General features: G+C 65.9%; 21 protein-coding genes and 1 pseudogene. 10 read left to right on the top strand and 12 right to left on the bottom strand.

Going from position 1 to position 24,732, the window contains the following annotated elements:
- The first annotated feature begins 194 nt into the window (after positions 1–194).
- Positions 195–2,945: a phosphoenolpyruvate carboxylase gene (ppc, locus tag MO486_RS11525; protein WP_242907669.1), complete on the top strand. Its 2,751-nt coding sequence runs from the start codon at positions 195–197 to the stop codon at positions 2,943–2,945.
- Positions 2,946–3,337: 392 nt separating this feature from the next.
- Positions 3,338–5,287, top strand: coding sequence for an NEW3 domain-containing protein (locus tag MO486_RS11520; RefSeq protein WP_242907667.1), 1,950 nt, complete (start codon positions 3,338–3,340; stop codon positions 5,285–5,287).
- 63 nt (positions 5,288–5,350) lie between these two features.
- Here MO486_RS11520 and MO486_RS11515 read toward each other — a convergent pair whose 3' ends face one another.
- Complete coding sequence (locus tag MO486_RS11515; RefSeq protein ID WP_242907665.1) at positions 5,351–6,031, bottom strand: adenine nucleotide alpha hydrolase; 681 nt, start codon at positions 6,029–6,031, stop codon at positions 5,351–5,353.
- Positions 6,032–6,336: 305 nt separating this feature from the next.
- Between MO486_RS11515 and MO486_RS11510 the strand changes: the two genes are divergently transcribed.
- The gene (locus MO486_RS11510; RefSeq protein WP_242907663.1) at positions 6,337–8,310 is read left to right on the top strand and encodes an NEW3 domain-containing protein; all 1,974 of its coding nucleotides are present in this window, start codon (positions 6,337–6,339) and stop codon (positions 8,308–8,310) included.
- A gap of 80 nt (positions 8,311–8,390) precedes the next feature.
- Here MO486_RS11510 and MO486_RS11505 read toward each other — a convergent pair whose 3' ends face one another.
- Positions 8,391–10,118, bottom strand: coding sequence for a hypothetical protein (locus MO486_RS11505; protein WP_242907661.1), 1,728 nt, complete (start codon positions 10,116–10,118; stop codon positions 8,391–8,393).
- 210 nt (positions 10,119–10,328) lie between these two features.
- On the opposite strand from MO486_RS11505, the gene MO486_RS11500 reads away from it, so the two are divergent.
- On the top strand, positions 10,329–10,976 hold the full coding sequence (locus tag MO486_RS11500; RefSeq protein WP_242907659.1) for a response regulator transcription factor: 648 nt from the start codon (positions 10,329–10,331) through the stop codon (positions 10,974–10,976).
- A 93-nt stretch (positions 10,977–11,069) separates the two neighbouring features.
- Here the strand turns inward: MO486_RS11500 and MO486_RS11495 are convergent, their stop codons facing one another.
- The 6 genes from MO486_RS11495 to MO486_RS11470 all read right to left on the bottom strand — a co-directional run bounded on the left by MO486_RS11495 (position 11,070) and on the right by MO486_RS11470 (position 16,470).
- Entirely contained in the window at positions 11,070–11,414 is a 345-nt protein-coding gene (locus MO486_RS11495; RefSeq protein ID WP_242907657.1) for a hypothetical protein, read from the bottom strand.
- A 77-nt stretch (positions 11,415–11,491) separates the two neighbouring features.
- Positions 11,492–12,433, bottom strand: a complete 942-nt coding sequence (locus MO486_RS11490; RefSeq protein ID WP_242907655.1) for a DegV family protein — start codon at positions 12,431–12,433, stop codon at positions 11,492–11,494.
- Between the two features lie 54 nt (positions 12,434–12,487).
- Entirely contained in the window at positions 12,488–13,015 is a 528-nt protein-coding gene (locus MO486_RS11485; protein WP_242907653.1) for a hypothetical protein, read from the bottom strand.
- A gap of 14 nt (positions 13,016–13,029) precedes the next feature.
- Positions 13,030–13,422: a DUF1761 domain-containing protein gene (locus MO486_RS11480; RefSeq protein ID WP_242907651.1), complete on the bottom strand. Its 393-nt coding sequence runs from the start codon at positions 13,420–13,422 to the stop codon at positions 13,030–13,032.
- A 223-nt stretch (positions 13,423–13,645) separates the two neighbouring features.
- Positions 13,646–14,926 carry an amidohydrolase family protein gene (locus tag MO486_RS11475; RefSeq protein WP_242907649.1) on the bottom strand — a complete coding sequence of 427 codons (1,281 nt, stop codon included), beginning with the start codon at positions 14,924–14,926 and terminating at the stop codon, positions 13,646–13,648.
- 104 nt (positions 14,927–15,030) lie between these two features.
- Entirely contained in the window at positions 15,031–16,470 is a 1,440-nt protein-coding gene (locus MO486_RS11470; RefSeq protein ID WP_242907646.1) for an amidohydrolase, read from the bottom strand.
- Between the two features lie 132 nt (positions 16,471–16,602).
- Here MO486_RS11470 and MO486_RS11465 point away from each other — a divergent pair, with 132 nt between their 5' ends.
- The 5 genes from MO486_RS11465 (at position 16,603) to MO486_RS11445 (ending at position 19,791) form a co-directional block, all read left to right on the top strand.
- Positions 16,603–17,379 (top strand): AMP nucleosidase, encoded by a 777-nt coding sequence (locus tag MO486_RS11465; RefSeq protein WP_242907644.1) that lies wholly within the window; start codon positions 16,603–16,605, stop codon positions 17,377–17,379.
- Between the two features lie 125 nt (positions 17,380–17,504).
- Positions 17,505–17,912 carry a GFA family protein gene (locus MO486_RS11460; RefSeq protein WP_242907642.1) on the top strand — a complete coding sequence of 136 codons (408 nt, stop codon included), beginning with the start codon at positions 17,505–17,507 and terminating at the stop codon, positions 17,910–17,912.
- Positions 17,913–17,924: 12 nt separating this feature from the next.
- Complete coding sequence (locus MO486_RS11455; RefSeq protein WP_242907640.1) at positions 17,925–18,785, top strand: helix-turn-helix transcriptional regulator; 861 nt, start codon at positions 17,925–17,927, stop codon at positions 18,783–18,785.
- Between the two features lie 52 nt (positions 18,786–18,837).
- Positions 18,838–19,194 (top strand): VOC family protein, encoded by a 357-nt coding sequence (locus MO486_RS11450; RefSeq protein WP_242907638.1) that lies wholly within the window; start codon positions 18,838–18,840, stop codon positions 19,192–19,194.
- 57 nt (positions 19,195–19,251) lie between these two features.
- Positions 19,252–19,791, top strand: coding sequence for a DUF924 family protein (locus tag MO486_RS11445; RefSeq protein ID WP_242907636.1), 540 nt, complete (start codon positions 19,252–19,254; stop codon positions 19,789–19,791).
- A 64-nt stretch (positions 19,792–19,855) separates the two neighbouring features.
- Here MO486_RS11445 and grxD read toward each other — a convergent pair whose 3' ends face one another.
- Positions 19,856–20,779, bottom strand: a complete 924-nt coding sequence (gene grxD, locus MO486_RS11440; RefSeq protein WP_242907634.1) for a Grx4 family monothiol glutaredoxin — start codon at positions 20,777–20,779, stop codon at positions 19,856–19,858.
- 59 nt (positions 20,780–20,838) lie between these two features.
- Here grxD and MO486_RS11435 point away from each other — a divergent pair.
- Positions 20,839–21,546, top strand: a pseudogene (locus tag MO486_RS11435) (polysaccharide deacetylase family protein); the annotation flags it as partial.
- Between the two features lie 163 nt (positions 21,547–21,709).
- Here MO486_RS11435 and MO486_RS11430 read toward each other — a convergent pair.
- The 3 genes from MO486_RS11430 to MO486_RS11420 form a co-directional block, all read right to left on the bottom strand.
- The gene (locus MO486_RS11430) at positions 21,710–22,429 is read right to left on the bottom strand and encodes a class I SAM-dependent methyltransferase (protein WP_242907632.1); all 720 of its coding nucleotides are present in this window, start codon (positions 22,427–22,429) and stop codon (positions 21,710–21,712) included.
- Positions 22,426–23,055: an SGNH/GDSL hydrolase family protein gene (locus MO486_RS11425; protein WP_242907630.1), complete on the bottom strand. Its 630-nt coding sequence runs from the start codon at positions 23,053–23,055 to the stop codon at positions 22,426–22,428. The genes MO486_RS11430 and MO486_RS11425 overlap by 4 nt, the downstream gene beginning before the upstream one ends.
- Before the next feature lie 268 nt (positions 23,056–23,323).
- Positions 23,324–24,574: an aminotransferase class I/II-fold pyridoxal phosphate-dependent enzyme gene (locus MO486_RS11420; RefSeq protein ID WP_242907628.1), complete on the bottom strand. Its 1,251-nt coding sequence runs from the start codon at positions 24,572–24,574 to the stop codon at positions 23,324–23,326.
- Positions 24,575–24,732 lie beyond the last annotated feature (158 nt).

Raw genomic sequence — 24,732 nt, 5'->3', positions numbered from 1 at the left:
CAACCCGGAGGGCCGGGCCTGAGGACGCGCGATGCCGCGTCATCGCTCGGTTGCGTATCGACATACGCGCCCTCGCTCTTCCTTGCCTCGCACACCCTCAGGCCCGGCGCGACCTGCTCGGAGAGCGTTAACAGGCCTTGGTTTCGGCCGTAACCGCTCGCGCCACGGCGGCAACGGTGCGCTACGCTGCGGCCATGAACATCGCAGCCGAGCCCCTGCGCACAGTCGACCTCGCTCCCACCGACGCCTTGCTGCGCGAGGACGTCAACATGCTCGGTGCGCTGGTTGGCGAAATCCTCGCCGAGCAACGCGGGCCGGAATTCCTGGTCGAGGTCGAAAGCCTGCGCCGCGCCGCGATCCGCCGGCGCGAGGCGCAAGCGCCGGTGGCGGAACTTGCTGCCGCCCTCGCCGGCATCGAACTCGACCAGGCAAGCGACCTGGTGCGCGCGTTCGCCACCTATTTCCAGGCGGTGAACCTGGCTGAGCGCGTGCATCGCATCCGCCGCCGCCGCGATTACGAACGCCAGGGTGCGGGTGCGCAGCCCGGCGGCCTGCGCGATGTGATCGGTGCGCTGGTGGAGCAGGGCGTAGGCGCCGACGAACTCGCGGCACTGCTGCCGCGCCTGCGCATCGAGCCGGTATTCACCGCGCATCCGACCGAAGCGGTGCGTCGCGTGCTGTTGAAGAAGGAGCGCGAGATCGTGCGCGGACTGGTCGCCGACATCGACCGCAGCCGCACGCCGGCCGAGCGTCGCGCCGATCGCGAACGCATCCGCCAGACCTTGTCCACGAGCTGGCAGACCGCCGAGGCACCACCGGCCAAGCCGAGCGTGGCCGATGAGTTCAGCCACGTCGGCTACTACCTGTCGGACGTGCTGTATCGCGTGTTGCCGGTGTTCTACGAAGTGTTCGAAGAGGCGCTGCGCGAACACTGCGTCGACGCGCCGGCGTTGCCGGATGTGCTGGGATTCGGCAGTTGGGTGGGCGGTGACATGGACGGCAACCCGAACGTGGGTGCCGACACCATTGCCGCCACGCTCGCCGGTCAACGCAAGCTTGTGCTGGCCGCGTATCAGCGCGATCTGGTGGCGCTCGGTGAAGTGTTGAGCCAGTCCTTGACGCGGGTTGGCGTCTCCGAAGCCTTGCTCGCGCGCATCGATGCCTATCGCAAGCTGTTGCCGGAGGCGGCGGAGAAACTGCGGCCGCGCCACGCCGACATGCCGTATCGCAACCTGCTCAGCCTGATGTGGGGGCGCTTGACGGCGACCACGGACGAGATGCCTGGCGGGTATGCCGATGCCGCTGAGTTCTGCGCTGATCTCACCCTGATCGAGGACAGCCTGCGCGCGCATCGTGGCGCGCGCGCGGGCGGTTTCGCCGTGCAGCGCTTGCGGCGACGCGCGGCGTGTTTTGGTTTTCACCTGGCGAGCCTCGACCTGCGCCAGGATTCGGCTTCCCACGATGCGGCCCTGGCGGCGGTGTTCGATGACGCGCGCTGGTCGCAGCGCAGCGTGGACGAACGCGCAGCGCGACTACATCGGCTGCTCGACGGCAGCGAACCTGCCGCCGTGCCCGATCACGCCGCTGCACGTGCCACGCTGGATGTGTTCCGAACGGTCGCGACTGCGCGACAGCGCTACGGTGCGCGTGCGTTCGGTCCGTACATCATCAGCATGAGTCGCAGCGCTGCCGATGCGTTGGCGGTATTGGCGCTGGCCCGGATTGCCGGGTGCATGGATGCCGACAACCGCGTGCCACTGGATGTCGCGCCGCTGTTCGAGACCGTGGACGATCTCGATGCCGCCGCCGACACCTTGCACGCCTTGTTCGCCGATCCGATTTACCGCGCGCATCTGGCAGCACGCGGCGATCGGCAGGTGGTGATGCTGGGTTATTCCGATAGTGCAAAGGATGGCGGCATCGTCGCTTCGCGCTGGGCGCTGCAACAGACGCAGGTCGCGTTGACTGCCTTGGCGCAGGAGAGCGGGGTGCGCATCGCTTTCTTCCACGGTCGCGGCGGTTCGATCAGCCGCGGCGGCGGCAAGACCGAGCGCGCGGTGATCGCCGCACCACGCGGGTCGGTCGACGGGTTCCTGCGCGTGACCGAGCAGGGCGAGGTGATCCATCGCAAGTACGGCATCCGCGCACTCGCGTTGCGCAACCTGGAACAGACCACGGGCGCGGTGCTGCGCGCGACACTGCGGCCGCGGCCGCCGGAACCTCGCGAGGTGCCGTGGCGCGGCATCGCTACCGAACTGGCCCGCGATGCACGCGCGCACTACCGCGCACTCGTGCACGAGGACCCGGACTTCCCCGCGTATTTCCGCGCGGCGACCCCGATCGACGTGATCGAGCGCCTGCGCATCGGTTCGCGTCCGAGCAAGCGTGCCGGTAGCGGTGATGTCGGGTCGCTGCGTGCCATCCCGTGGGTCTTCGCGTGGTCGCAGAACCGTTCCGGGCTCACCGCCTGGTACGGCGTCGGCACCGCGCTGGAACTCGCATTGCAGCGCCATGGCCGCGAGGCCCTGGCGGAAATGGCGCGCGACTGGCCGTTCTTCGACACGCTGATCGACGACGTCGAGATGGTGCTGGCGAAATCCGACCCGGGCATCTTCGAGCGTTACTCACTGTTGGCCAGCCGGCTGTTGGCCAGCCAGCCGTCACCGGTCGATCTGCACGCGCGCTTCCATCCCGGGATCGCCGCCGAGTTCGAGCGCACGCGCACGGCGGTGCTTGCGATCAAGGGCAGCGACGAATTGCTGGCTGGCGACCTGCGGCTGCGCCAGTCGATCCGCCTGCGCAATCCCTACGTCGATCCGATCAGCCTGCTGCAGGTCGAGTTGCTCGCGCGCTGGCGCGCCGCTGATCGCCCCGACGGTGCCTTGCAGCAGGCGTTGATCGCCACCGTCAACGGCATCGCGGCGGGCATCCAGAACACGGGTTGAGCACGCGGTGGAATGGAGTGCGCCAATTTAGGCGCCTAGCACACGGATACGGTCGATGGTGCAGCGTCGACAGGGGAATTTTCATAGTGCGAACCAGTGCACGTTTCACGGTTGTGAGGGCGCCGTGAACTGAGAGCCAGTCATCGGTTCGGCTCCGGATCGATCCGGATGATGGCCCCCGTCGGATACGCCAGGTCTTTTGGAAGGTGCGCATCCGCTGACGATGCAAGGAGGTGTCGGAACGGATCCCCCCGGATCCAGCCCGGAATGCGCGCAGGCGCACCCGGCGCCGGCCTGGATGGCCGACGGCCCCGTCCCTCCATTACCTGGTAGCCCCGCCAATGCACTACTTGTCCCGCGCGTTCCGCCACGTTGGTCGCTCTACTGCAACCGTGTTGCTTGTTTCCGGCCTGGTCGCCGGCGTCTCGACCGGCGCCAGCGCCGCAGCACCCGCCCATGCCGCCAAAGTCGCGCTGGAAGGCGAACTGGATGTGCTGGTTGAGGACTATGCCGACGGCCACAGCGTCACCCGCCATTTCCTGAAGACCGAACACGGCCGCGTCGAGCTGAAGTTCAGCCGCAAGCCGACCACGCTGCACAGCGGAACCCGCGTGCGCGTGCGTGGCCAGGTGCAGGGTGAGGTGCTCGCATTGGATGGTGCCGAAGCCGGCAGCGTCGAAGCGCTCGTGACCGTGCTGCCCAACACCATGGGCGAACAGAAGGTCGCGGTGATCCTGGTCAACTTCCAGGACGACACCACGCAGCCGAAGGCGGTGGCGGATGTGAACACCCTCGTGTTCACCACCCTCAACAATCACTACAAGGAAAGCTCGTTCGGACAGACCTGGTTCAACGGCCAGGTGTTCGGCTACTACACGATCGCGATGAGCAAGACGGTGTGCGATCCGAGCGGCCTTGCCGCCAAGGCGGATGCGGCCGCGACTGCCGCCGGTGCCAACATCACCAGTTTCAACCGCAGGGTCTACATGTTCCCGCGCAACGCCTGCACGTGGGCCGGTCTTGGCAACGTCGGCGGTAGTTCAACCCGGGCCTGGGCCAACGGCTCGTTCGCGACGCTCACCGTCGGGCACGAAATCGGCCACAACTTCGGCCTGCACCACGCGCACGCCTATGACTGCGACGTGGCCCCGTTGGGCAACACCTGCACCTCGCTGCCGTACGGCGATGGCGCGGACATGATGGGCAACAACAAGGCCGGTCATTTCAGCCCGTTCGCGAAGGAAATGCTGGGCTGGCTCAATGACGGCATTTCGCCGCCGATCCACACCGCCAGCACCAGCGGCCGTTATTCGATCGAACCGTATTCGAGCAGCAGCGTCGGTCCGAAGGCGATCAAGATCCCGCGCGGCACCGATGCCAGCGGCCGGCCGATGTTCTACTACGTCGAATACCGCCAGCCGATCGGCGCGGACGCCACGCTCGGCACCACCGGCAACCTGACCAAAGGCGTGATCATCCGTACCGCCACCGAAGGCGACGGCGAGTCCAGCTACCAGCTCGACATGACGCCGGGTACGTCCACCAGCACCTACACCGAACTCGGCGACGGCGCCCTCGCGGTCGGCCGCAGCTACACGGACGCGACGGCCAAGGTTTCGATCACGCTTGCTTCGGCCGACACCACTGGCGCCACCGTCGACGTCGCCTTGAGCGGCACCACGCCCCCGCCGACCTGCACCCGTGCCGCCCCGACGCTGACGCTGAGCGGCCCGACGGCCGCGGTTGCCGCCGGCAGCCTGGTCACCTACACGCTGAGCCTCACCAACCGGGACAGCAGCGCGTGTGCGGCGACGACGTTCAACCTCGCCCGGAGCGTGCCCACGGGCTGGACCGGCACCTTGACCGCCACCACGCTGAGCCTGAGCCCCGGTACCACCGGCAGCACCACGTTGAAGGTGACGTCGCCGAGCACCGCCACGGCCGCTGGCTATGGCATCGGCGCCGGCAGCAGCAGCACCGTGGGGAGCACCCATACCGCCAATGCCGCGGCCACGTACACCGTCGCTGCAGCGAGCAGCGGCACGCTGACCGGGATCGTCGGCACCAACAAGGCCAGCTACGTGCGGGCCGAGATCGTGTCGTTGATCGCGCTGGTGAAGAACAACGGCGTGCCGGTCAACGGCGCGAGCGTGAAGTTCTCGGTGACCTTGCCGAATGGCAGCATCGCGGTGATCAATGCGACCAGCGGCAGCGATGGTTACGCCCGCAGCAGCTACACCCTGGGCAAGGGCAAGAGCGCGATCGGCAGCTATAAGCTGCGCGCCGACGCCACCAGCGGTAGCAACACCGCGACGGCAAGCACGACATTCAGCGTGCTCTGAAAAAACAGGCAATAAGAACAGGGGCGGTGGAGGCAACTCCATCGCCCTTTTTCTTTGTCGGCGTCAGTGCGCTGCCAGGCTGAAGTCGGTGTAAGCGAAGCGCGCGTCGCGCAACACGCGTTCGCCGGCGGTGAGGGCAAGCGGTTGCGCGAACATCGGCCCGGCATGGACGCAGGTGTGGAATTCGCCGCTCTCGCCGCAAGGATCGACGCCTGTTGGCAAGTCCGCGAGGAGTGCGGCATCGAATTCGCGCCCGCTGAAAGACGCGTCCAGCTGCTGCGTATCGACGCAGCACAGCGTTGCGCGCAGACCGCCAGCAATCATCTCGTGTGCGAGCGCCGTCGTATCGCTGCCGAACAACGGGAACAGCGGCGTCCAGCCGAGCCGCGCGCACAACGCTTCGCGCCATGCGCGCACGTCGGCGAGGAACAGGTCGCCGAACGCGATGCGGTCCAGCGCTGGCCAGCGTTGCCGTGCCGTGCCCAACGCCGCGGCGAATGCAGCTTCATAGGTCGCGTTGTCGCATTGCGGTGGGATCACGGCTTCGATGACCGGAACGCCGGCGGCTTGTGCCTGTGCCTGCAGGATCTCGCGGCGGATGCCGTGCATCGCGATGCGCTCGTATTCAGCCGTGACCGTGGTGAGCAGGCCGACCACGTCGACATCGTCGCGCTGGCGCAGCGCATTCAGCGTCCACGCCGCGTCCTTGCCGCCGCTCCAGGACAGTAGAACCGGTGTACGCATGACGTCCTCAGTGATGGAAATAACCGATTGTGCCGTGTCGGCGTGAACCTGACGGAATGCCAAACGACGCACGGTTTGCAGTTGTGAGGGTGACCCGAACTGGGAACCAGGCCTCGGTCCGGCACCGGGGTGATCGCGATCATGCCCCCGTCGGATGCGCGCGGTTTTTGGGGAGGTGCGCATCCGCTGACGATGCAAGGAGGTATCGGAACGGATCCCCCCGGATCCAGTCCGGAACGCGGTAGCGGTCCGGCACCGGCCTGGATGGCTGGCGTCCTGATCCCTCCACATCGGTAGTGCCGCCAATGCATTTGTCCCGCGCGTTTCGCCACGCAGGTCGTTTTACTGCAAACCTGTTGCTCCTCTCCGGCCTGATGGCCGGTGCCGCCCACGCTGCCAAGCCTGTTGCGCTGGAAGGCGAACTCGACGTACTGGTCGAGGATTACGCCGACGGCCACAGCGTCACCCGCCATTTCCTCAAGACCGAGCACGGTCGCGTCGAACTGAAGTTCAGCCGCAAGCCGACGACGCTGCTCAGCGGCACGCGCGTGCGTGTGCGCGGTGAGGTGCAAGGCGAATATCTCACGCTGGACAGCGCCCAGGCCGGCAGCGTCGAAGCACTCACTACTGTCCTGCCGAACACCTTGGGTGAACAGAAAGTCGCGGTGATCCTGGTCAATTTCCAGGACGACACCACGCAACCGATCACGCCGGCCGCCGCGAACACACTCGTCCTGTCGACCGTCAGTGAACACTATCGTGAAAGCTCGTTCGGCCAGACCTGGTTCAGTGGCCAGACGTTCGGCTACTACACATTGCCGCTGAGTAAGGCCGTGTGCGATCCCGTGAAGTGGTACACCGAAGCCGACAAGGCGGTGGTCGCCGCCGGAGGCGACCTGTCCAGCTACACCCGCCGGATTTATTTCTTCCCGAGAGTCGACACCTGCGGCTGGGATGGGTTGGCCACACAAGGGTTCGGCGGCGTGACCAAGACCTACATCAACGGTGCAGCTGCGGCGACGCTGCGGGTGGTGGGTCATGAGATCGGCCACAACTACGGCCTGAACCACGCACATTCACTGGATTGCGATCTGAGTCCGCTCGGCGACACCTGCCGCGAGTCGTCGTATGGCGACGTCGCCGACATGATGGGCGGCTACCGGTCCGGGCATTTCAGCGCGTTTGCCAAGGAGCAATTGGGCTGGCTCAACGATGGCATTTCGCCGCCGATCCTCACTGCATCCGCCAGCGGCCGCTTTGCCATCGAACCGTATTCTTCTTCCAGCGTCGGGGCGAAGGCGGTCAAGGTGCCGGGTGGTGTCGACAGCCTCGGTAGAACGCGCTGGTATTACCTTGAATACCGCCAGCCGACGGGCTTCGATGTCGTACTCGCGGATGCGGGCAACCTCACCAGTGGTGTGATGGTGCGAGTGGCGAGCGAGGGCGATCGCGATTCGATGTACCAGCTCGACATGCATCCAGGCCTCAGCAATACCACCTCTACCGACATGCTGGATGGCGCGTTGGCCGTCGGTCAGACCTATGTGGATGCGGTGGCCAATGTTTCCTTCACCGTGGTGTCCCTTTCCAGCAGTGCGGCTACCATCGATGTCACCGTTGGCGGTGCGCCGCCTCCGGTCTGCACGCGCGCCGCTCCGTCCCTGTCACTGGCAGGGCCGACCAGTGGCGCGGCGGGCACGACGTTGAACTATTCGATCAGTCTGACCAATCGGGACAGCAGCGGGTGTTCTGCCACGACGTTCAATCTGGCTCGCAGCTTGCCGAGCGGCTGGACTGGCAACCTGTCGGTCAGCAACCTCAGCCTGAGCCCGGGCACCAGCGGCACCGCAACACTGACCGTGACCTCGCCCGCCACGGCCGCGGCTGGCAGTTATGGCCTGGCCGTGGGCACCAGCAGTCCGGCGGGAGCCACGCATACGGCCAGCGCGTCAACCACATACACCGTTGCGGCTCCGGTGATATTGAGCGCGACGATCGGCACCGACAAGACGAGCTATCTGCGCGCGGAGACCGTGTACATGAGTGCACTAGTCCGCAATGGCAGCGGGCCGGTCAGCGGTGCCAGCGTCAAGTTCACCCTAAGTCTGCCGGGCGGCGCTACGACAGTGCTGAATGCCGTTTCCGGTCTCGATGGCTATGCCCGTAGCACCTACAAGCTGGGCAAAGGCAAGGCGGCGATTGGCACCTATCAAGTGCGCGCGGACGCCACCAGCAGCGGGGCTTCCGCCACCGCCAGCACGAGCTTCGGCGTTCGCTGAGCATTCGCCAAAAAAAGCGGGCGATGGGGAGACCCATCGCCCGCGTGATTCCCGGTAAGCGTGCCGGGGTTACATAGCGGTTACGGCTGCGGGCACAGCGGACAATCAGCTTCGTCCGAATCTTGCGCGCTCGTGCCGCTAAGGAAGCCGACGGCTTCAGCCGCTGCCAAGTTGAGGAACGAAGCGGAACCCGGAGTGGTCTGGCCGCCGTTCGTGGTGGTCGGAACGTAGCAATGCGTCACGGTGAAGTCATCGTTAGGCTCCAGGGTCGTTGGCACAGGGTCGTGTGTGATGGAGTCCTCAGTGACCTGCACTGCCGGGTTGGTGCCTTGTGGATCGTCGAACACCTTGAGACTAACCAGCAGTTCGTTGCCGTTGTTCTTCACATTGATCTTGTTGCACACCTTGGGCTGCACGGTCTCGCCATCCACGACCAGTTCCACCGTGTCGCATTCCTTGGTGACGTCGAGCATCGGAGTCGTAGTCAGGCCGCACTCCACGCCGATCACGCTGTCTTCGAGCGGATCGATACCGTTGGATGCACGGGCCGTCGCGCTGTTCAACATCTTGTTACCGGTGTGATCGCACTGGATCGATGCGGTGGCGGTTTGATCCTTGGCCAGGGTTGCGCCAAGGGACACCAGTTGATCCGTGGCCAACCACGTGGCGGAACCAGCCAGCTTGCAGCGCGGGAAGCCACTGCCATTGGCGGAGAGCGTGATGTCCTCCTCGAAGCCCGGGTTACTGACCGTGCCACCCTTCGCCGTCACTCCGATGGTGTACGTGCTGGTGATGAAGGCGCCGCTTGGATGGACAACCGATGCTTCACAGATCTTGGCGATTTCGATATCGCAACCGCCGAATGGCGCGAGCACCAGATCCTTGAGCTGGGCGGTGGTGGACGCGGACGTACGGGTCATGGCCAGCACCGTGGAGAAGCAGGTGTCGACGGGCAGGCCGAGCGCACCCAGGTCGATACCGCCCTCGAGGAAGGTACCGATCGGGAACTTGCCATCCGCCGGGAAGACGTTCGCACCGCCCTGCTTGAAGCGGTAGTCGAGCAGGTTGGCGGGAATCGTCTGGGGCGATGTGTTGGCCGATGCGCAGGCACTGTTGTTTGACGAAGCGACGCCTACATCGCAGAACACCTGTGCTGGATCCCCGGCGCTACTCTTGACCAGTGTCAGTGGGTAGCTCAGGGTCACGCCCGGAATCACCGGATCGGTGGCGTCCGCGACGCCAGTCCATACGAAGATATTGAGGTCCCTGACACCGGCGGTGCCGAAATCGCCGGTGATCAGGATGTCGCCATCCGTATGCTTGCCGGTGAAATTGGGCGCGGAGCCAAAGGCGACGGCTTTTTTCAGGAACCAGAAGCCGATGGCCGAGTCGCCGTTGTTCGCTGCGCGGGTGGCGCCGAAGTAAAGGAGCTTGGTGCCATTGGTCACGTATTCCTTGGCCAGCACATGGACCAGGTCATCCTTGTCGGGGACGGAAGCGTCGCCCCAGCGCCAGTACTGGCTGGTGATGCCGGCCGAGCTGATGTCGCGCTCGTCCTTGGAACCGCCCTGGATGAACGCGGTTTCGGGACCGGCTTCGCCGCTGATGTGGTCTTTCTGAATGATCGGGTTGTTGACGTCCCAGTCTTCACCACCCAGCGGGTCATCGATGGCATTGCCGTCGACTTCGAGCGGGGTGCTGGGACTCAGAGCGATGGCTGACAGTGCGGCCATGACAGCGCCGACCGCGAGGGTCAGGACGAGGAACCGACGCACCGGTCCCGTCGGGGTCTTTGTTGTGGAAGACATGCGAGTACTCCCTAATTCCGCTGCTGTTGAGGGGATGGCGCAGCGCTTCTACAGGCGAGCTGCGGCGCCGGCAGCGTGCGCCGCCGGCCGCCGGTAAAAAATCGCGGTATCGGGTGATGGCAGATGTGGCCGGTTCCCCAGAGCGATGGCGTTCTGGGGGTATCCGGCGAATTAGGGGCGACGGAATCCTCCAATCGCGAGGTCCCGGATATGGCAGCGATGCCGGTACTGGTGATCGGGTTCGACCCGGTCTGGCGCGCGCGAATGCAGCGTTTGCTGGCTACGCGCGGCGAGCTGGACTGGCTGGGCGCGTACGCGCCGAAGCAGCCACGGCGCAGCGGCAACAGCGCGCCGGCGCTGTTGCTGCTGGACGGCGACGACCCGCTGATCGAGCGCGAACGCCGACGCCCGTTGTTGCCGGCGCCGCGACGGCTGTACTTCTATCGCCACCCCAATGTGACGGCGCTGCAGCACTGCATCAGCAGCGAAGCCAATGCCTGCCTGGACAAGCACGCGTCGCCGGATACGGTGATCCGGGCGATCCGCGCCGCCGAGTCAGGCCTGTTCGTGGTCGCGCCGGAGCTGTTGCTGCGGGCCCTGCACGACGGCGGCGACGTACCGATGCCAGCCCCGGCCGATCCGCCGGGCGACTGGTCCGGGCTGACCGAGCGCCAGCGCGAGATCGTGCGCTGGGCCGCGCGCGGGATGAGCAACAAGCAAATCGCGCGCCAACTCGGGATCAGTCCGGAAACGGTGAAAACCCACTTGCACCATGTGTTCGAGCGCGAAGGCATCAGCGGCCGCGTCGCCTTGCTGGCCGCACATCTCGACGACATCGATCTGGTGCCCACTACGTAACGCATTTACCTGTGGGAGCGACGTAAGTCGCGATAAATGGGCGCGCCGATCGCGACTTACGTCGCTCCCACAAAAAGCAAGCGCTATACAAATTCAGGCGGCGGTGACGTCGCGCAGCTCCCACCCGCTGCCGGCGAGCAAGCGCAGCCGGTGCTTGAACACGCTGCCGGGAAGCGACGTGGTGACGATCAGGTCGATGCGCAGGTCGCGCTGGCTGCCGCTGACGCTGGCCTGCGGATCGCTGGCGCCGAGCGCGGCATCAACCTCATCCGGATCCTCCTGCGCCGCGCGCCAGCGCTTGAATAACGCATCGCTCTGCAATGCGGCCTGCAGTTGCGCGGCGAACTCGTCGGCGCCATGCGCGCTGAAGGCGAACGCGGTATCGCTGCCGCGCGCGCGTTGCGGGTCAGGCAGAGTGAGGTAATAGCGAGTGGCCATGCGTTGCTCCTTGCGGGCTCGTGTCCTGTGCCAGCGTAAACGCGACGCGCGTTAGCGTTGCGTCATGGCTGCAGCGGTCAGGTGTCGAACGGCTGAGACTCCGCGGCATAACCTGCCGCCAGGCCACCTTTGCCGATATTGACCGTCGAGGTCAGGCTCATCACGCTTTCGAACAATTCGATGTTGTAGCTCCCGCAAGTCACGCGGAGGTCGTCGTAACCAGGCAGTGCGCGCATCTCCTCAAGTTCGCCGCCGTAGCTCAGGCACACGGTCGGTGTCATCAGGCCATCGCGGACACGCTTGGTCACATGCGCGAACAGTTTCTGCGCCGCCTGATCGAAGCCGCGGACCTTCGCCACCGGGCCTGTGTCGCCGCGATTGCAGTGCAGGATCGGCTTGATGTCGAGTGCGGTACCGAGCGTGGCGCTTAGGAAACTAACGCTGCGGTCGCCGCGCTTGCGGGTGCGTACGCGCAAATAATTCAAGTCGCGCGGAACCAGGAAGCCCTGGGTATGCAGCGCCAGGTGCTCAAGGCGTGCGCGGATCTTTGCCGTGCCTTCGCCGGCATCGCGCAGGCGTACCGCTTCCACCGCGGTGATGCCTTGCGCGGCAAACAGGTTTTGAGTATCGACCACGCGCAATGCGAACGGTGTGTCGTGGCCGGCCTTTGCCCGGATCGCCTTGTATTCGTTGAGGATGGCGAAACTGGCCTGCTGCGTGTTGTCGAAGATGCCACTGCGCGTCTTGGTCGTTGTCATGCAGAACACGTAGTCGTAATCGATCACCAGCCGGCTCAGGAATAGCTCGCGAATTTCCTGCACCGAAAACGGACTGCTCTCGGCATCGGCCAGTGCCTCGTCGTGCGTCCGCAGGAACTGCGCAGTGGCGATGGGATCGCGGAAGTCGGCCATCGAATCGCCGCCCGCGCGGACGGTGGTCGGCAGGATGGTGATGTTGTGCTTGCGCAGATACGACTGCGGCAGATCGCAGGGCGAGTCGACGACGATTCCGATACGCATGGCGGTGTCTCCCTTGCGGCGACCCAGGCGCAGGCGCGCCCGGATGGCATGTGATTACGGTGCGGCTTTCGGCGCCGGCTGGGGCTCGCGCTGGTACAGCAGGTTCATGCGTTCGACCCAGCCGGTTGCGGTCTTTTCGCTGGTGACGACCCGGTAGGCCGTGTCGCCTTCGCGCTGATAACGGGTTTCCATCTCGGTCACGGTGCCATCCTCGCCGACGTGGCGCTCCGGGATCAGCACACCTTTGGCATCGTTGGCGAAATGGCCTTCGGCGACCGCGCCGGTGCTGGTGAAGTAGTGGAAACGCAGGCGCTTGTTCGTCGCGTCCCAGCTGAAGATCGATACGCCCTCGTAGCGCGGCTGCGAACCTTCCACCACATGCGTGGCTTCCACCAGTTTGCCGCCGTACAACGCGCGGTAGCACTGCACGTCCTGCTGCCCGTTCTTGAACTTCGCGCGCCAGCAATGCCCGATCATGTATTCCAGTGGTGCGAAATACGGTTCGAGCGTGATCGCCGGCTGCGCCGCGGCGGCGTTGCTGGCGACCACGGCAACCAGGAGCAGCAGCGATGGAATGCGCATGACAACCTCCTGCTTCAGTGCCACAGACCGAGGATCAACCCGTACAGCACGAACTGTACCGTGTGGTAACCACCGTCGATCAGCCACAACTTGAGACTGCGCTGGGCGAAGGCATAGTTGATGGCGAAACTGGTGGCGACGAACGCTACGCCCACTGCCAAACCCGCATGCAGCGCGACAGGCAACGCCGGCGCCGGCCCGAGATAGACAGCAAACCCGGCGGCGGCGAGCAGGCTGGCGATGAACGCGGTGCCGAACACGCGCGCCGGATGCTTCGGTGCGGCGTTCGGGTCGATGCCGGCTTCGAGGCACCAGGCGTTCTTGAACAACGGGCCATACCAGAGGCCGCCGAGTACGAAGGCGGATACGGCAGCGGCAACGACGGCGAACCAGTTGAGTGCAGGCATCGGTGCCCTCTGTCATGGGCCGCTGTCGCGGCCGGCGATGCGAGCATACGCCTGCCCGCTGGGCTCCCTCCCTTTCGCCAAAGGCGAAGGGGAGGGCTGGGGAGGGGTGCTTTTGACGTTGTAGTTACACCAACATCAAAAGGTTAGTTACACCAACATCAAAAGCACCCCCTCCCAACCTCCCCCTGCGCTGCGCGCAAGGGGAGGGGAAACCAGCGTTCGATCAACGCGCGCCCGATGGATATGCGCGCGGCAGTCCGTTCTCGCCACGCAGGTAACGATCACGCAATTCGCTCTGGCGCGAACGCATCGGCATCGCGTGTCCGTCCATCCAGACCTGTTCGGCGACAGTGCTGACTTCCAACGGATCGCCGCTCCACAGCACCAGGTCGGCGCGCTTGCCCGGCGCGATCGTGCCAATTTCGCCGCCAACGCCGAATGTTTCCGCCGGCACGCGCGTGAGCGCCGCCAGGCCGTCTTCCCACGGCATGCCGTTGGCGACCGCGTTGCCGGCGAGCTGGCGGATCTTGCGCGCGTAGTGCGACGCCTGGTCGAACTGCATGAAGCCGACCTGCACGCCCGCCGCACGCAAGCGCGCCGCGTTCTGCAACGTCGCGCCAAGCTGGTCGAAATCACCCGGCAGGTTGGCGAGCGGATCGACGAACACCGGCACCTTGGCCGCGGCGAGCCGTGACGCGACTTTCCAGGCCTCGGCACCACCGGCAACCACGATGCGCACGTTGTGGCGCTGGCTCCACTTCAGCAACTGGTGGATGTCGGCGGCGCGATGCACGCCGACGACGATCCGGCCCTGTCCATTGAGGTATTTCGCCAGTGCGGCGCGTCCGGCCGGCGTCAGCAGGGCATGCTTCGAATCGCTGGACATGCGACCGCGCGCTTCGGCGACGAGCTGGTCGAGGATCATCCACTGCGCCGCCCGCGACTTGCCGGTCAGGTCGGCCGCACCGGCGCCGATTTGCACGAACAGTGCACGCGGGCCGATCGGATCGATGCTGCCATCGAGCCGCACCACGCCGCCCTGGCCACCGACGATGGAACCGCCCTGCGCGCTACCAGCCGACAGCAACGTGAAACCGATGCCTTCGACCCGCGCGATCGGTACCAGCACCGATTCCGGATTGTAGGCCAGGGTGACATCGAACTCCGGCCGCACCGTCATTTCCTTGCTTTCGGCGCCGAGGGTTTGCGTCCCATCGGTGGTCGCATCTTCCAGCGACACTTCTTCCAGCCCGATATCGGCGATGCCGCCGAACAACGCCGGCGTCAACGCGCGGCCATTGGCTTCGACGACTTGCGCATTGCCCGCCGCCAGGCCACTCCCGACCGCGCTGATGCGGCCGTTGCGCACCAGCACGTCGGCGTTGTGCAGCGTGCCGTGCGCACCTGCGGTGTGGACGGTGGCGTTGCGGATGAGGATGTCTTGTGCGGAGGCGTTTGCGGCCAAGCCGATCAGTAACGCGGCGATGACGCTCTTGCTCGTCATGCCAGCGAAAGCTGGGATCCACTTTGACTTTGATTGTTTGGCGCTCGATGGAGCAAGATCAAAATGGATTCCTGCTTTCGCAGGAATGACGGCGCGGAAGCGGTTCATCGCACACCTCCCTGCAGATCGCCTTGTCCCAGCATGAAATCCGACTTCGGCTGCCGCGACGGATCATTGCGGTCGTACACGCGCGCACCGTCCACGTAGACCTGCTCGGCATGCGCGTACACGCTGAACGGATTGCCGCTCCACAGGACCACGTCGGCCATCTTGCCGGGCTCCAGCGTGCCGGTCTGGTCGAGGATGCCCATCGACTTGGCCGGGTTTGCTGTCACCCAGCGAATCGCGCGTTCCGGCGGGATGTCGATGCCGACCTGGTGCGCATGCGCCATCACCTTCGCAGCTTCCTGATTCAAACGCTGGATGCCTTCGGCCGAATCCGAATGCACGATCGCGCAACTGTTCTGCGGGCGATCGACCAGGGCGATGTTCTCCTGGATACCGTCGAAGGCTTCCATCTTGAAGCCCCACCAGTCGGCCCACAGCGCGCCGCACACGCCTTCGGCGGCCAGCCGGTCGGCGACCTTGTAAGCCTCCACGCCGTGGTGGAACGCGGCGATCTTGAAGCCGAATTCCTTGGCCAGGTCGAGCATGGTCGTCATCTCGTCGGCGCGGTAGCAGTGGATGTGCACCTGGATGTCGCCCTTGATCGCGCCGGCCAGCGTGTCGAGCTTGAGGTCGCGCTTGCCGCCGGTATCGGCGTCGCTGTCGACCGCATCCGACGCGCTTTGCCACCAACGCTTCTTCTTCGGCGCCGCCTTCGCGTCACCATTTTTCTTCATGTACTCGGCGGCATCGATGAACGCGGCGCGATAGCCGGCGATGTTGCCCATGCGCGTCGAAGGGCCGCCTTTCTGGCCGTACACGCGCTTCGGGTTCTCGCCGCAGGCCATCTTCAGGCCCCACGGCGCGCCCGGGAATTTCATCGCCTGGTAGGTCGTCGCCGGTACGTTCTTCAACGTCACGCCGCGGCCGCCGATCAGGTTCGCCGAACCCGGCAGCACCTGCATCGTGGTGATGCCGCCGGCCATCGCGGCGGCGAAACCTGGATCCTGCGGCCACACCGAATGCTCGGCCCACACGTTCGGCGTGGTCGGCGCGGTGGCTTCGTTGCCGTCGCTGTGCGCGCCCATGCCCGGGCTCGGGTACACGCCGAGGTGCGAATGCACGTCGATCAGTCCGGGTGTCACCCACTTGCCGCGGCCATCGACGCGCTGCGCATCGACGGGTGCTTCGAGGGCGCTGCCGATCGCGACGATCCTGCCGTCGCGCAGCAGCACGTCGGCATCGTCGAGGCGCGTGCCGGTGCCGGTCAGCACGGTGGCGTGTTCGATCAGCACCGGCCCGGAGGCCAGCGGCCGATAGGTGCTGGGGTACGGGTCCTGGACGAAGCGGGATTTGGAAGCGGGCGTGCCTGGCGTCGCGGCCTGCGCACTGCCGAACAGCAGCGTCACACCGAGCGCGACGGCGATGGGTCGAAGCATGGAATTCCCCTGGAAACTGGCGGACAACCGCTGCACCGTAGCCCCGTGCCGGGCCGGTGCCAAGCCTGACTTTGGTCATGCCCTATCGTGACAAAATGCGCAAAAGGCGGGACACATGAGGAAAGGCAGCCGATGAAGGACAAGGAACAGATCGTCAACAACTGGCTGCCGCGCTACACCGGCGTGCCGCTGGATGGCTTCGGCGAACACATCCTGCTGACCAACTTCGGTGGCTACCTCGGCCATTTCAGCCGCCTGACCGGCGCTGAGATCGTCGGCCTCGACCGGCCGATGCCCAGCGCCACCTTCGACGGCATCTCCATGATCAACTTCGGCATGGGCAGCCCGAACGCGGCAACACTGATGGACCTGCTCTCCGCGATCATGCCCAAGGCCGTGCTGTTCCTCGGCAAGTGCGGCGGGCTCAAGCGCAAGAATGAACTGGGCGACCTGATCCTGCCGATCGCCGCGATCCGTGGCGAGGGCACCAGCAACGACTACCTGCCGCCGGAGGTCCCGGCGCTGCCTGCGTTCGCGCTGCAGCGCGCCGTCTCGACCATGATCCGCGACCTCGGTCACGACTACTGGACCGGCACCGTCTACACCACCAATCGCCGCGTCTGGGAACACGACGAGAACTTCAAGGAAAAACTGCGGCTGATGCGCTGCATGGCGATCGACATGGAAACCGCCACCGTGTTTTCCGCCGGCTTCGCCAACCACATCCCCTGCGGCGCGCTGCTGCTGGTGTCGGATCAGCCGATGATTCCGGAAGGCATCAAGACCGAGGCGAGCGACGCGAAGGTCAGTGCGGACTTCGTCGAACGGCACATCCAGATCGGGATCGAGGCGCTGCGCTTGATTCGCCGGCATGGGAAGTCGGTAAGGCATCTCAGGTTCGACGAGTAAATTCGAGCAGGAACTGGCTCCAAAAAACCCGCAGAAGCGGAGAGCCATTTGCGTGAAGCCGGAGTCTCGAAATCTGCGATACGCCGGGCGTATCCTCATCGCCTTCCCCCGCACCAGGAGCAGGCATGGCGATCAAGACCTATACCGGCAGCTGCCATTGCGGCAATGTCCGCTTCGAGGCCGACATCGACCTCAGCGCCGGCACCGGCAAGTGCAATTGCTCGATCTGCACCAAGACCCGCAACTGGGGCACCACCGTGAAGCCGGAGGCGTTCCGCCTGCTCAGCGGCGAGAGCGCGACGACGGACTACCAGTTCGGTACCAACAGCATGCATTGGCTGTTCTGCAAGACCTGCGGCGTGCGGCCGTACGGCCAGGGCGACATTCCGGAAGTGGGAGGCGCGTTCTATTCGATCAACGTCGCCTGCCTCGACGACGCCGAACCGCACGAACTGCTCGCAGGGCCGATCCAATACTGCGACGGCCGCAACAACAACTGGGCCGAAGCACCGGCGGAAACCCGCCACCTGTGATGCGCTGAAGCGATGGCCGCCACCACGCTGCTGCAGACCGAGGCGCTGACGGTATACGACTACCGCTGCAGCGCCGGGCCGGACGATGTTCCGTTCGTCGAACGGCACCAGCGGCATTCGGTGTCGTACGTGCGTCGCGGCACGTTCGGCTATCGCTATCGCGGGCAGACGCATGAGCTGGTGGCCGGCGCGGTGCTGGTCGGCCACCGTGGCGACGAGTACATGTGCACGCACGAGCATCACGCCTGCGGCGACGAATGCCTGTCGTTCCAGCTGGCGCCAGCTCTGGTCGAAAGTGAACTGGTCGACAGCATCGACGACCGCGACGAAGCCTGGCGCATCGGCAGCCTGCCGCCGCTGCCGGAGCTGATGGTGCTGGGCGAATTGGCGCAGGCCGTTGCCGATGGCGACAGCGATGTCGGCGTCGACGAGATCGGCCTGTTGTTCGCGGCGCGTTTCCTCGAAGTCGCGTCCGGGCGCAAGCGTGCGCCGCTACGGGCGAGTCCGCGCGATCGCCGGCGAGCGGTCGATGCGGCATTGCGGATCGATGCGAATTCGCACGAGGCGAACGACCTCGACGGCGCCGCGCGTCACGCCGATCTCAGCCCGTTCCATTTCCTGCGCCTGTTCGGCAACGTCGTGGGCGTGACCCCACACCAGTACCTGGTGCGCTCGCGGCTGCGGCATGCCGCGCGGTTGCTCGCCGATCCCGCGCGTCCCATTACCGATATCGCCTTCGAAGTCGGATTCGGCGACCTGTCCAATTTCGTACGCACCTTCCATCGCGCCGCCGGCGTCTCGCCGCGCCGCTTCCGCCAGCTCGCGCAGGGCGACCGCAAGATTCTCCAAGACCGGTTGAACGCGGTGTCCTAACCTCGCTGCGAGCTGGCCGTGATGGCCTGCGCTTCCCATCGAAGGAGACACCATGTACGACCATATCGGTTTGAAAGTGAAAGATCTCGACGCGAGCGTGCGCTTCTACGAAGCCGCGCTCGCGCCGCTTGGCCACGTGCTCGACTCGCGCGACGACAGCGGTGCGGGTTTTGGTCCGCCCGGCGCACCAGCGTTGTGGCTGTATGCGGACAAGAACGCGAAGGGCGCGGCCCACGTCGCTTTCCGTGCCGCCGACCACGCCGCGGTCGATCGTTTCCATACGGCTGGCATCAAGGCCGGCGGAAAGGACAACGGTGCAGCGGGCCCGCGTGCGGATTACAGCCCGACGTATTACGCCGCATTCCTGATCGACCCGGACGGCAACAACGTGGAAGCCGTGCATCTCTGATTTATCGTGCGTGCGTGGCATGCTGCTGTCCTCGCGCGATACGGAGGACAGCAGTCAATGACGATGCGCAAGGAGTTGCTCGATTTCTGGCGCGAAGCCGGTTACGAGAAATGGTTCGGCGGTGGCGCGCCGTTCGATCGCGCGTGCGAATCCCGCTTCCTCGACGCGCACTACCAGGCCGCACGGCGCGAGTTGGAGCACTGGATGGACGGCGCCGACGGTGCGTTGGCGCTGTTGCTGCTGCTCGACCAGATCCCCCGCAACGTGTTCCGCGGCAATGCGCACAGCTACGCGACCGATCCGCTCGCGCGGCATTACGCCGCACGCGCGCTCGATGCGGGTTTCGATCAGCAGGTCGATCCGGTCTTGCGGCTCTTTTTCTATATGCCGCTTGAGCATTCCGAAGACGTCGCAGACCAGGAACGCTCGGTTGCATTGCATCGCTCGTTGCCGGGCGAGGGCGCCGACCAGTGGGCGGTGAAGCACTTCAACGTGATCAAACGCTTCGGCCGGTTTCCGCACCGCAACGCCGCGCTCGGTCGCGCGAATACGCCGGAAGAGCAGGCCTATCTCGACGCCGGCGGCGGCTTCGGCTGACACCCTTCGGGCCCTTCGGCCCTCCGCCCTTCGTAGGAGCGCGCCGGAGCGCACCAAGGGTGGCTCAATATTTCGGGATGGCCGGGTCGGTATCGGACCACGCATCGATGCCGCCGACGATGTTATAGACCTCGCCGAAACCCAGCTGGCGGAAATGCTCCGCCGCCTGCTGGCTGCGGCCACCGTGATGGCAGAGGAACGCCAGGGGCGTTGTTTTCGGCAGCGATTCGAACGGGGCGAGCCCGTCGTCGAAAGTCGCGAACGGGGCATTGACCGATGCCTGCGCGCGTTCTTCGCCCGGACGCACGTCGATCAGCGTCAGCGTGCCCGCCTTCAGGCGCGCGTCGGCTTCGGCCGGCGACAGCGCGCGTACCGGTGCAGGCGCGTTCGGGTTCTCGATCACCAGGCCACGGCCGCGTGCGTCGTCGACCCAGTCGATGGTCAAGCCTTCGGCACGGCGCGCACCGGCGAGGTCGAACTGCACGCGGATGCCTGCGGCTTCGGCGGTGATCGCGCCGCCGTCTTCATGCGCCAGCTGCAGGCGGGTGCGGTACTGCGGATCGATGTCGACCTTGACGAGGACATCGCCGCCCGCGTCTTCGATGGCCTTGCGCAACATCTCGGCCGCGGCCGGCGTGATCGCGATCCGCGGCGGCGTGCGATCCGGTGCCGGCAGGCCGAGGGCGGCATGCAGTTCGCCGGAGTTCGACATCTGTTCGATGATGTCGCTGCCGCCGACCAGTTCGCCAGCGATGTAGAGCTGCGGAATCGTCGGCCAATCGCCGTATTCCTTGATGCCTTCGCGGATTTCCGGATCCGACAGTACGTCGACGTGCGCGTAGTCGACGCCGAGCGCATTCAGCGTGCCCGATGCCTTCGCCGAAAAACCGCATTGCGGTGCGCCTGGTTGCCCCTTCATGAACAGCACGACGTGGTTCGCCGCGAGCAGGGATTCGATGCGGGTGCGTAGGGCGGGGTCGAGCGACATGGGCATATCCGGACAGCGGTAGAGAAGCTGATTTTACGCCCCGTGGCATCATGCAGCGCATGTCGAGCCTGCCCCTGCACCGTCCTCCGCATCGCCCCCATGGCTGGGCCTGGTGGCTGTTGGTCGTGCTACTGGCGGTAGCAGCGGTGTGGTGGCGTTATGGCTGGGAGGTCGGCCTGCCGGTGTTCCTGCTCTCGTTGGCGCCGTTCTGGTGGGCGACGCTGGTGCCGGACTCGCGCCTGTTCAGCCCGGTGCTGCGACGTTTACCGGGCGATGCGCGGCACGTATGGCTGACCATCGACGATGGCCCTTCCACCGACACGCAGGCCATGCTCGACCTGCTCGACGCGCATGCGGCCAAGGCGACGTTCTTCGTCGTCGGTGCCCGCGCACAGGCGCGCCCGGAACTGCTGCGCGAGATCGTGCGACGCGGGCACGGCGTCGGCAACCACAGTGAAACCCACCCGCAGGCCTGGTTCTGGGCGCTGCCGCCGTGGCGCATGCGGACGGAGATCGCGCAGGCACAGGCGATCCTGCGCCAGATCACCGGCGTCACGCCGCGCTGGTTCCGCGCCGTGGTCGGCATGGCCAATCCGTTCGTTGCCGTCGCGTTGAAGGAACATCAGCTCGCGCGCGTGGCTTGGAGTGCGCGTGGGTTCGATGCGATCAGCGCCGATCCGCAGAGCGTGGCCGCGCGCATCGAATCGCAACTCAAGCCCGGGGCGATCGTGTTGCTGCACGAGGGCGCGAAGCACGGGCGCAACGTCGAGGCGTTGGCGTTGCTGTTGCAGCGGCTGGATGCGTTGGGGTATCGCTGCGTGTTGCCGGAAACACTCGAAGGCGACCCTGCCGAGCCTGCCCCTGTAGGAGCGGCTTACAGCCGCGAGCCTCTTGGGGGATGAGCGACAAGCTCGCGGCTGTAAGCCGCTCCTACGAAATCGTGGATTGCGCGGATGCCGTCGGTTTCGTCGCCACGACACGCCAATTGTTGAACGGTGTCCTGCCGTAGAGCGGTGTGAATTCCGATTGCAATCCAGCGGCATCGAACTTCGCCCGTAGCGCGTCGGCGTCCGGATAACGCTTCGGCCCGCTGTTCATCCAGCCGAGCATGCGTGAGAACGCATCGATGCCACGGGTGATCCGCGCGCGCTGGTTGCCGTCGTCGAGGCCGGTGCGGATAACGAGCTTCGCACCGGGTGCGAGCATGGCGATGGCGGCGTCGAGGATCGCGTCCTGCGCCTGCGGTGGTACGAACTGCAGCACGTCGAGGATGGCGACGCTGCCGCGATGCGCGGGCAGGCCGGCGGCTAGGTCGACCACCTCGAACGTGGCATCGCGCAGCCCGGCATTGCGTGCGGCGCGCTGCGCCTGCGCGATCTTGCCGGTGTCGTTGTCGATACCGCGGTAGGGCACGTCCAGGCCGGAGGCGCGCAACGCATGCGCGAGCAGGCCGATGCCGCACCCCAGGTCGAGCAACGGCGCCGCGCTGCCACGCAGTGCATCGACCACGCCCGGATACAGCGGGTCGCTGCGGAGCTTGGCCTTGGCGTAGTAGTAATGCCAGCGGCTGCCGTACCAGCGCAGTGGCAGGAAGGCGTGGGCGATGTGCGCGGCGCTGACGCGATCGAGTGCGCGCGTGGTGCTGTTCATGCCGCGAGCAGCCGCCGTGCGATCGGCAATGCCAATCGTGTCCATTCGGTATACATCGCGGCCGACGGATGCAGGCCATCCGCGGCCAGCATCTCCGGTTCCGCGCCGCGTGTGCGCGAGACCGGGGTGACATCGACGAAAGCAACCGCGTGTTGCGCGCAGATGGCGTGCGCGGCGGCGTTGTGGGCGTCGATCTCGGCGGCGATGTTGGTCCGGTTGCCGGCCTCGAAGCGCGCGAACGGGGTCACGCCCCAATCGGGGATGCTCAGTACCAGCACGCGGTCCGCGCGGCCGTCGGCGAAGCCGATCGCGCGTTCGAGCAGGGTCGCGAATTCGCGCGCATAGTCGTCGACATCGCGGCCGCGGTACTGGTTGTTGACGCCGATCAGCAGCGAAACGAAGCCGTAGGCGCCGAGCGGCTCGGCTCCATCGATCGCCGCGGACAGCTCATCGGTGGTCCAGCCGGTGGTGGCGATGATGCGCGGATCGGAGAGGGGGATGCCTTCCTCGCGCAATGCATGCGCGAGCTGCAGCGGCCAGCGGCCGTCTTCCGCGACGTCTTCGCCGATGGTGTAGCTGTCGCCGAGCGCGAGATACGCGATCTGCGCGCGCGGCAACGGCGACATCTTAGGGCCTGTTAACCCACATGGAGCAGGCCGCGCCGGGCCTGAGGCGGTGCGAGGCAAGGAAGAGCGAGGACGCGTATGTCGATACGCAACCGAGCGATGACGCAGCATCGCGCCGCCTCAGGCCCGGCCCTTCGGGTTGCTCCGCAGTGGCTGCCATGCGGCGCCGCGCGGCTTGACCTTGCAGGCAGCAAGGCGCGGCGCCACGCGACACCACCTGGCAGCCACTGCGGAGCAACGCGACCTGTTCCATGTGGGTTAACAGGCCCTAGGCGACCGCGGAACGGCGGGCGGAATGCGCCTCGGCGCGGCGCGACAGCACGCGATCGATGCGCGTGAACACTTCGCGCAACACCGGCGCTTCCGGCAGCAGGGTGACGCGGAAGTGGTTGCGGTAGGGCACGTTGAAACTGGAGCCGGGCACCAGCAGCACGTCCTCGGTCTCCAGCATCTCCAGCGCGAAGGCGTGGTCGTCGAAGCCGTGTGCGGCATCGCCGACCACAGCCGGGAAGCCGTACAGCGCACCGCTCGGCGCGACCAGCGACAGGTGCTCGCTGGCTTCGCAGCATTCGATCAACGCGCGCCGGGTTTCGTACAGGCGGCCGCCGGGGGTGGTCAACGGGGTGATCGTGTCGGCGCCGTGCAATGCGGCCTCGATCGCGAACTGCCCCGGCACGTTGGCGCACAGGCGCAGCGCTCCGAGCAGGTCCATGGCGTGGTGCAGGTCCCCGCTGGCGAGCGGGTCGCCGCTGAGCACCGCCCAGCCGACGCGCCAGCCGCAGGCGCGGTGCACTTTCGACAAGCCGCCGAAAGTCAGGCAGGGCAGATCACTGGCGAGCGGTGCGATCGGCTGGAACTGCGCGTCGTCGTACAGGACTTCGTCGTAGATCTCGTCGCACATCAGCAGCAGCTTGTGGCGTAGCGCAATCGCGACGATGCGTTCGAGCACGGCGCGCGGATACGTCGCGCCGGTTGGATTGTTCGGATTGATCAGCACGATGGCGCGTGTGCGGCTCGAGACCAGCGCTTCGATTTCGTCCGGATCGGGGACGAAGCCATGGCTCGGCTTGCACTGGTAATACACCGGGCGGCCGTCGTTGAGGATGGTCGCCGCCGACCACAGCGGATAGTCGGGCGAAGGCAGCAGCACTTCGTCGCCGGGATTGAGCAGTGCGCGCAGCGACAGGTCGATCAGTTCGCTGACGCCGTTGCCGACGAACACGCGCTCCGGCGACGCATTCGGCGTACCGCGGGCCTTGTGGAACGCGGCGATGGCTTCGCGCGCGGCCGGCAGGCCCTGCTGGTGGGTATAGGGGTCGGTGCTGGCGATGTGGTCCGCGATCGCGCGCTGCAGGTGTTCGGGCGCGCGGAAACCGAAGGCGCCCGGATTGCCGATGTTGAGCTTGATCTGCCTGCGACCCTGGGCTTCGAGCTCCCGGGCTCGGCGTGCCAGCTCTCCGCGGATTTCGTAGCGGACTTCGGACAGGCGTTCGCGGGTCTTGAGGCTCGGAAAGGACATCGGCGTAGCGCAGGACGTGAATGGCTCGCCAGACTAGCGGAAATCGGCCGGATTTTCCGTGTTTTTGAGCCCGATCCAGACGGGAAAACTGCTCGGGGCGGGGCAACGGAGCGTCATGGCCGGGCTTCCGTCGAAAAAGCAGGGCTAGAATGCGGCCA

The sequence above is a fragment of the Lysobacter sp. CFH 32150 genome (assembly GCF_022758295.1).
In the GTDB taxonomy this organism is placed as follows: Bacteria; Pseudomonadota; Gammaproteobacteria; order Xanthomonadales; family Xanthomonadaceae; genus CFH-32150.
Note: the sequence above shows the minus strand (reverse complement) of the source record. Positions and strands in the feature narration are given on the sequence as shown.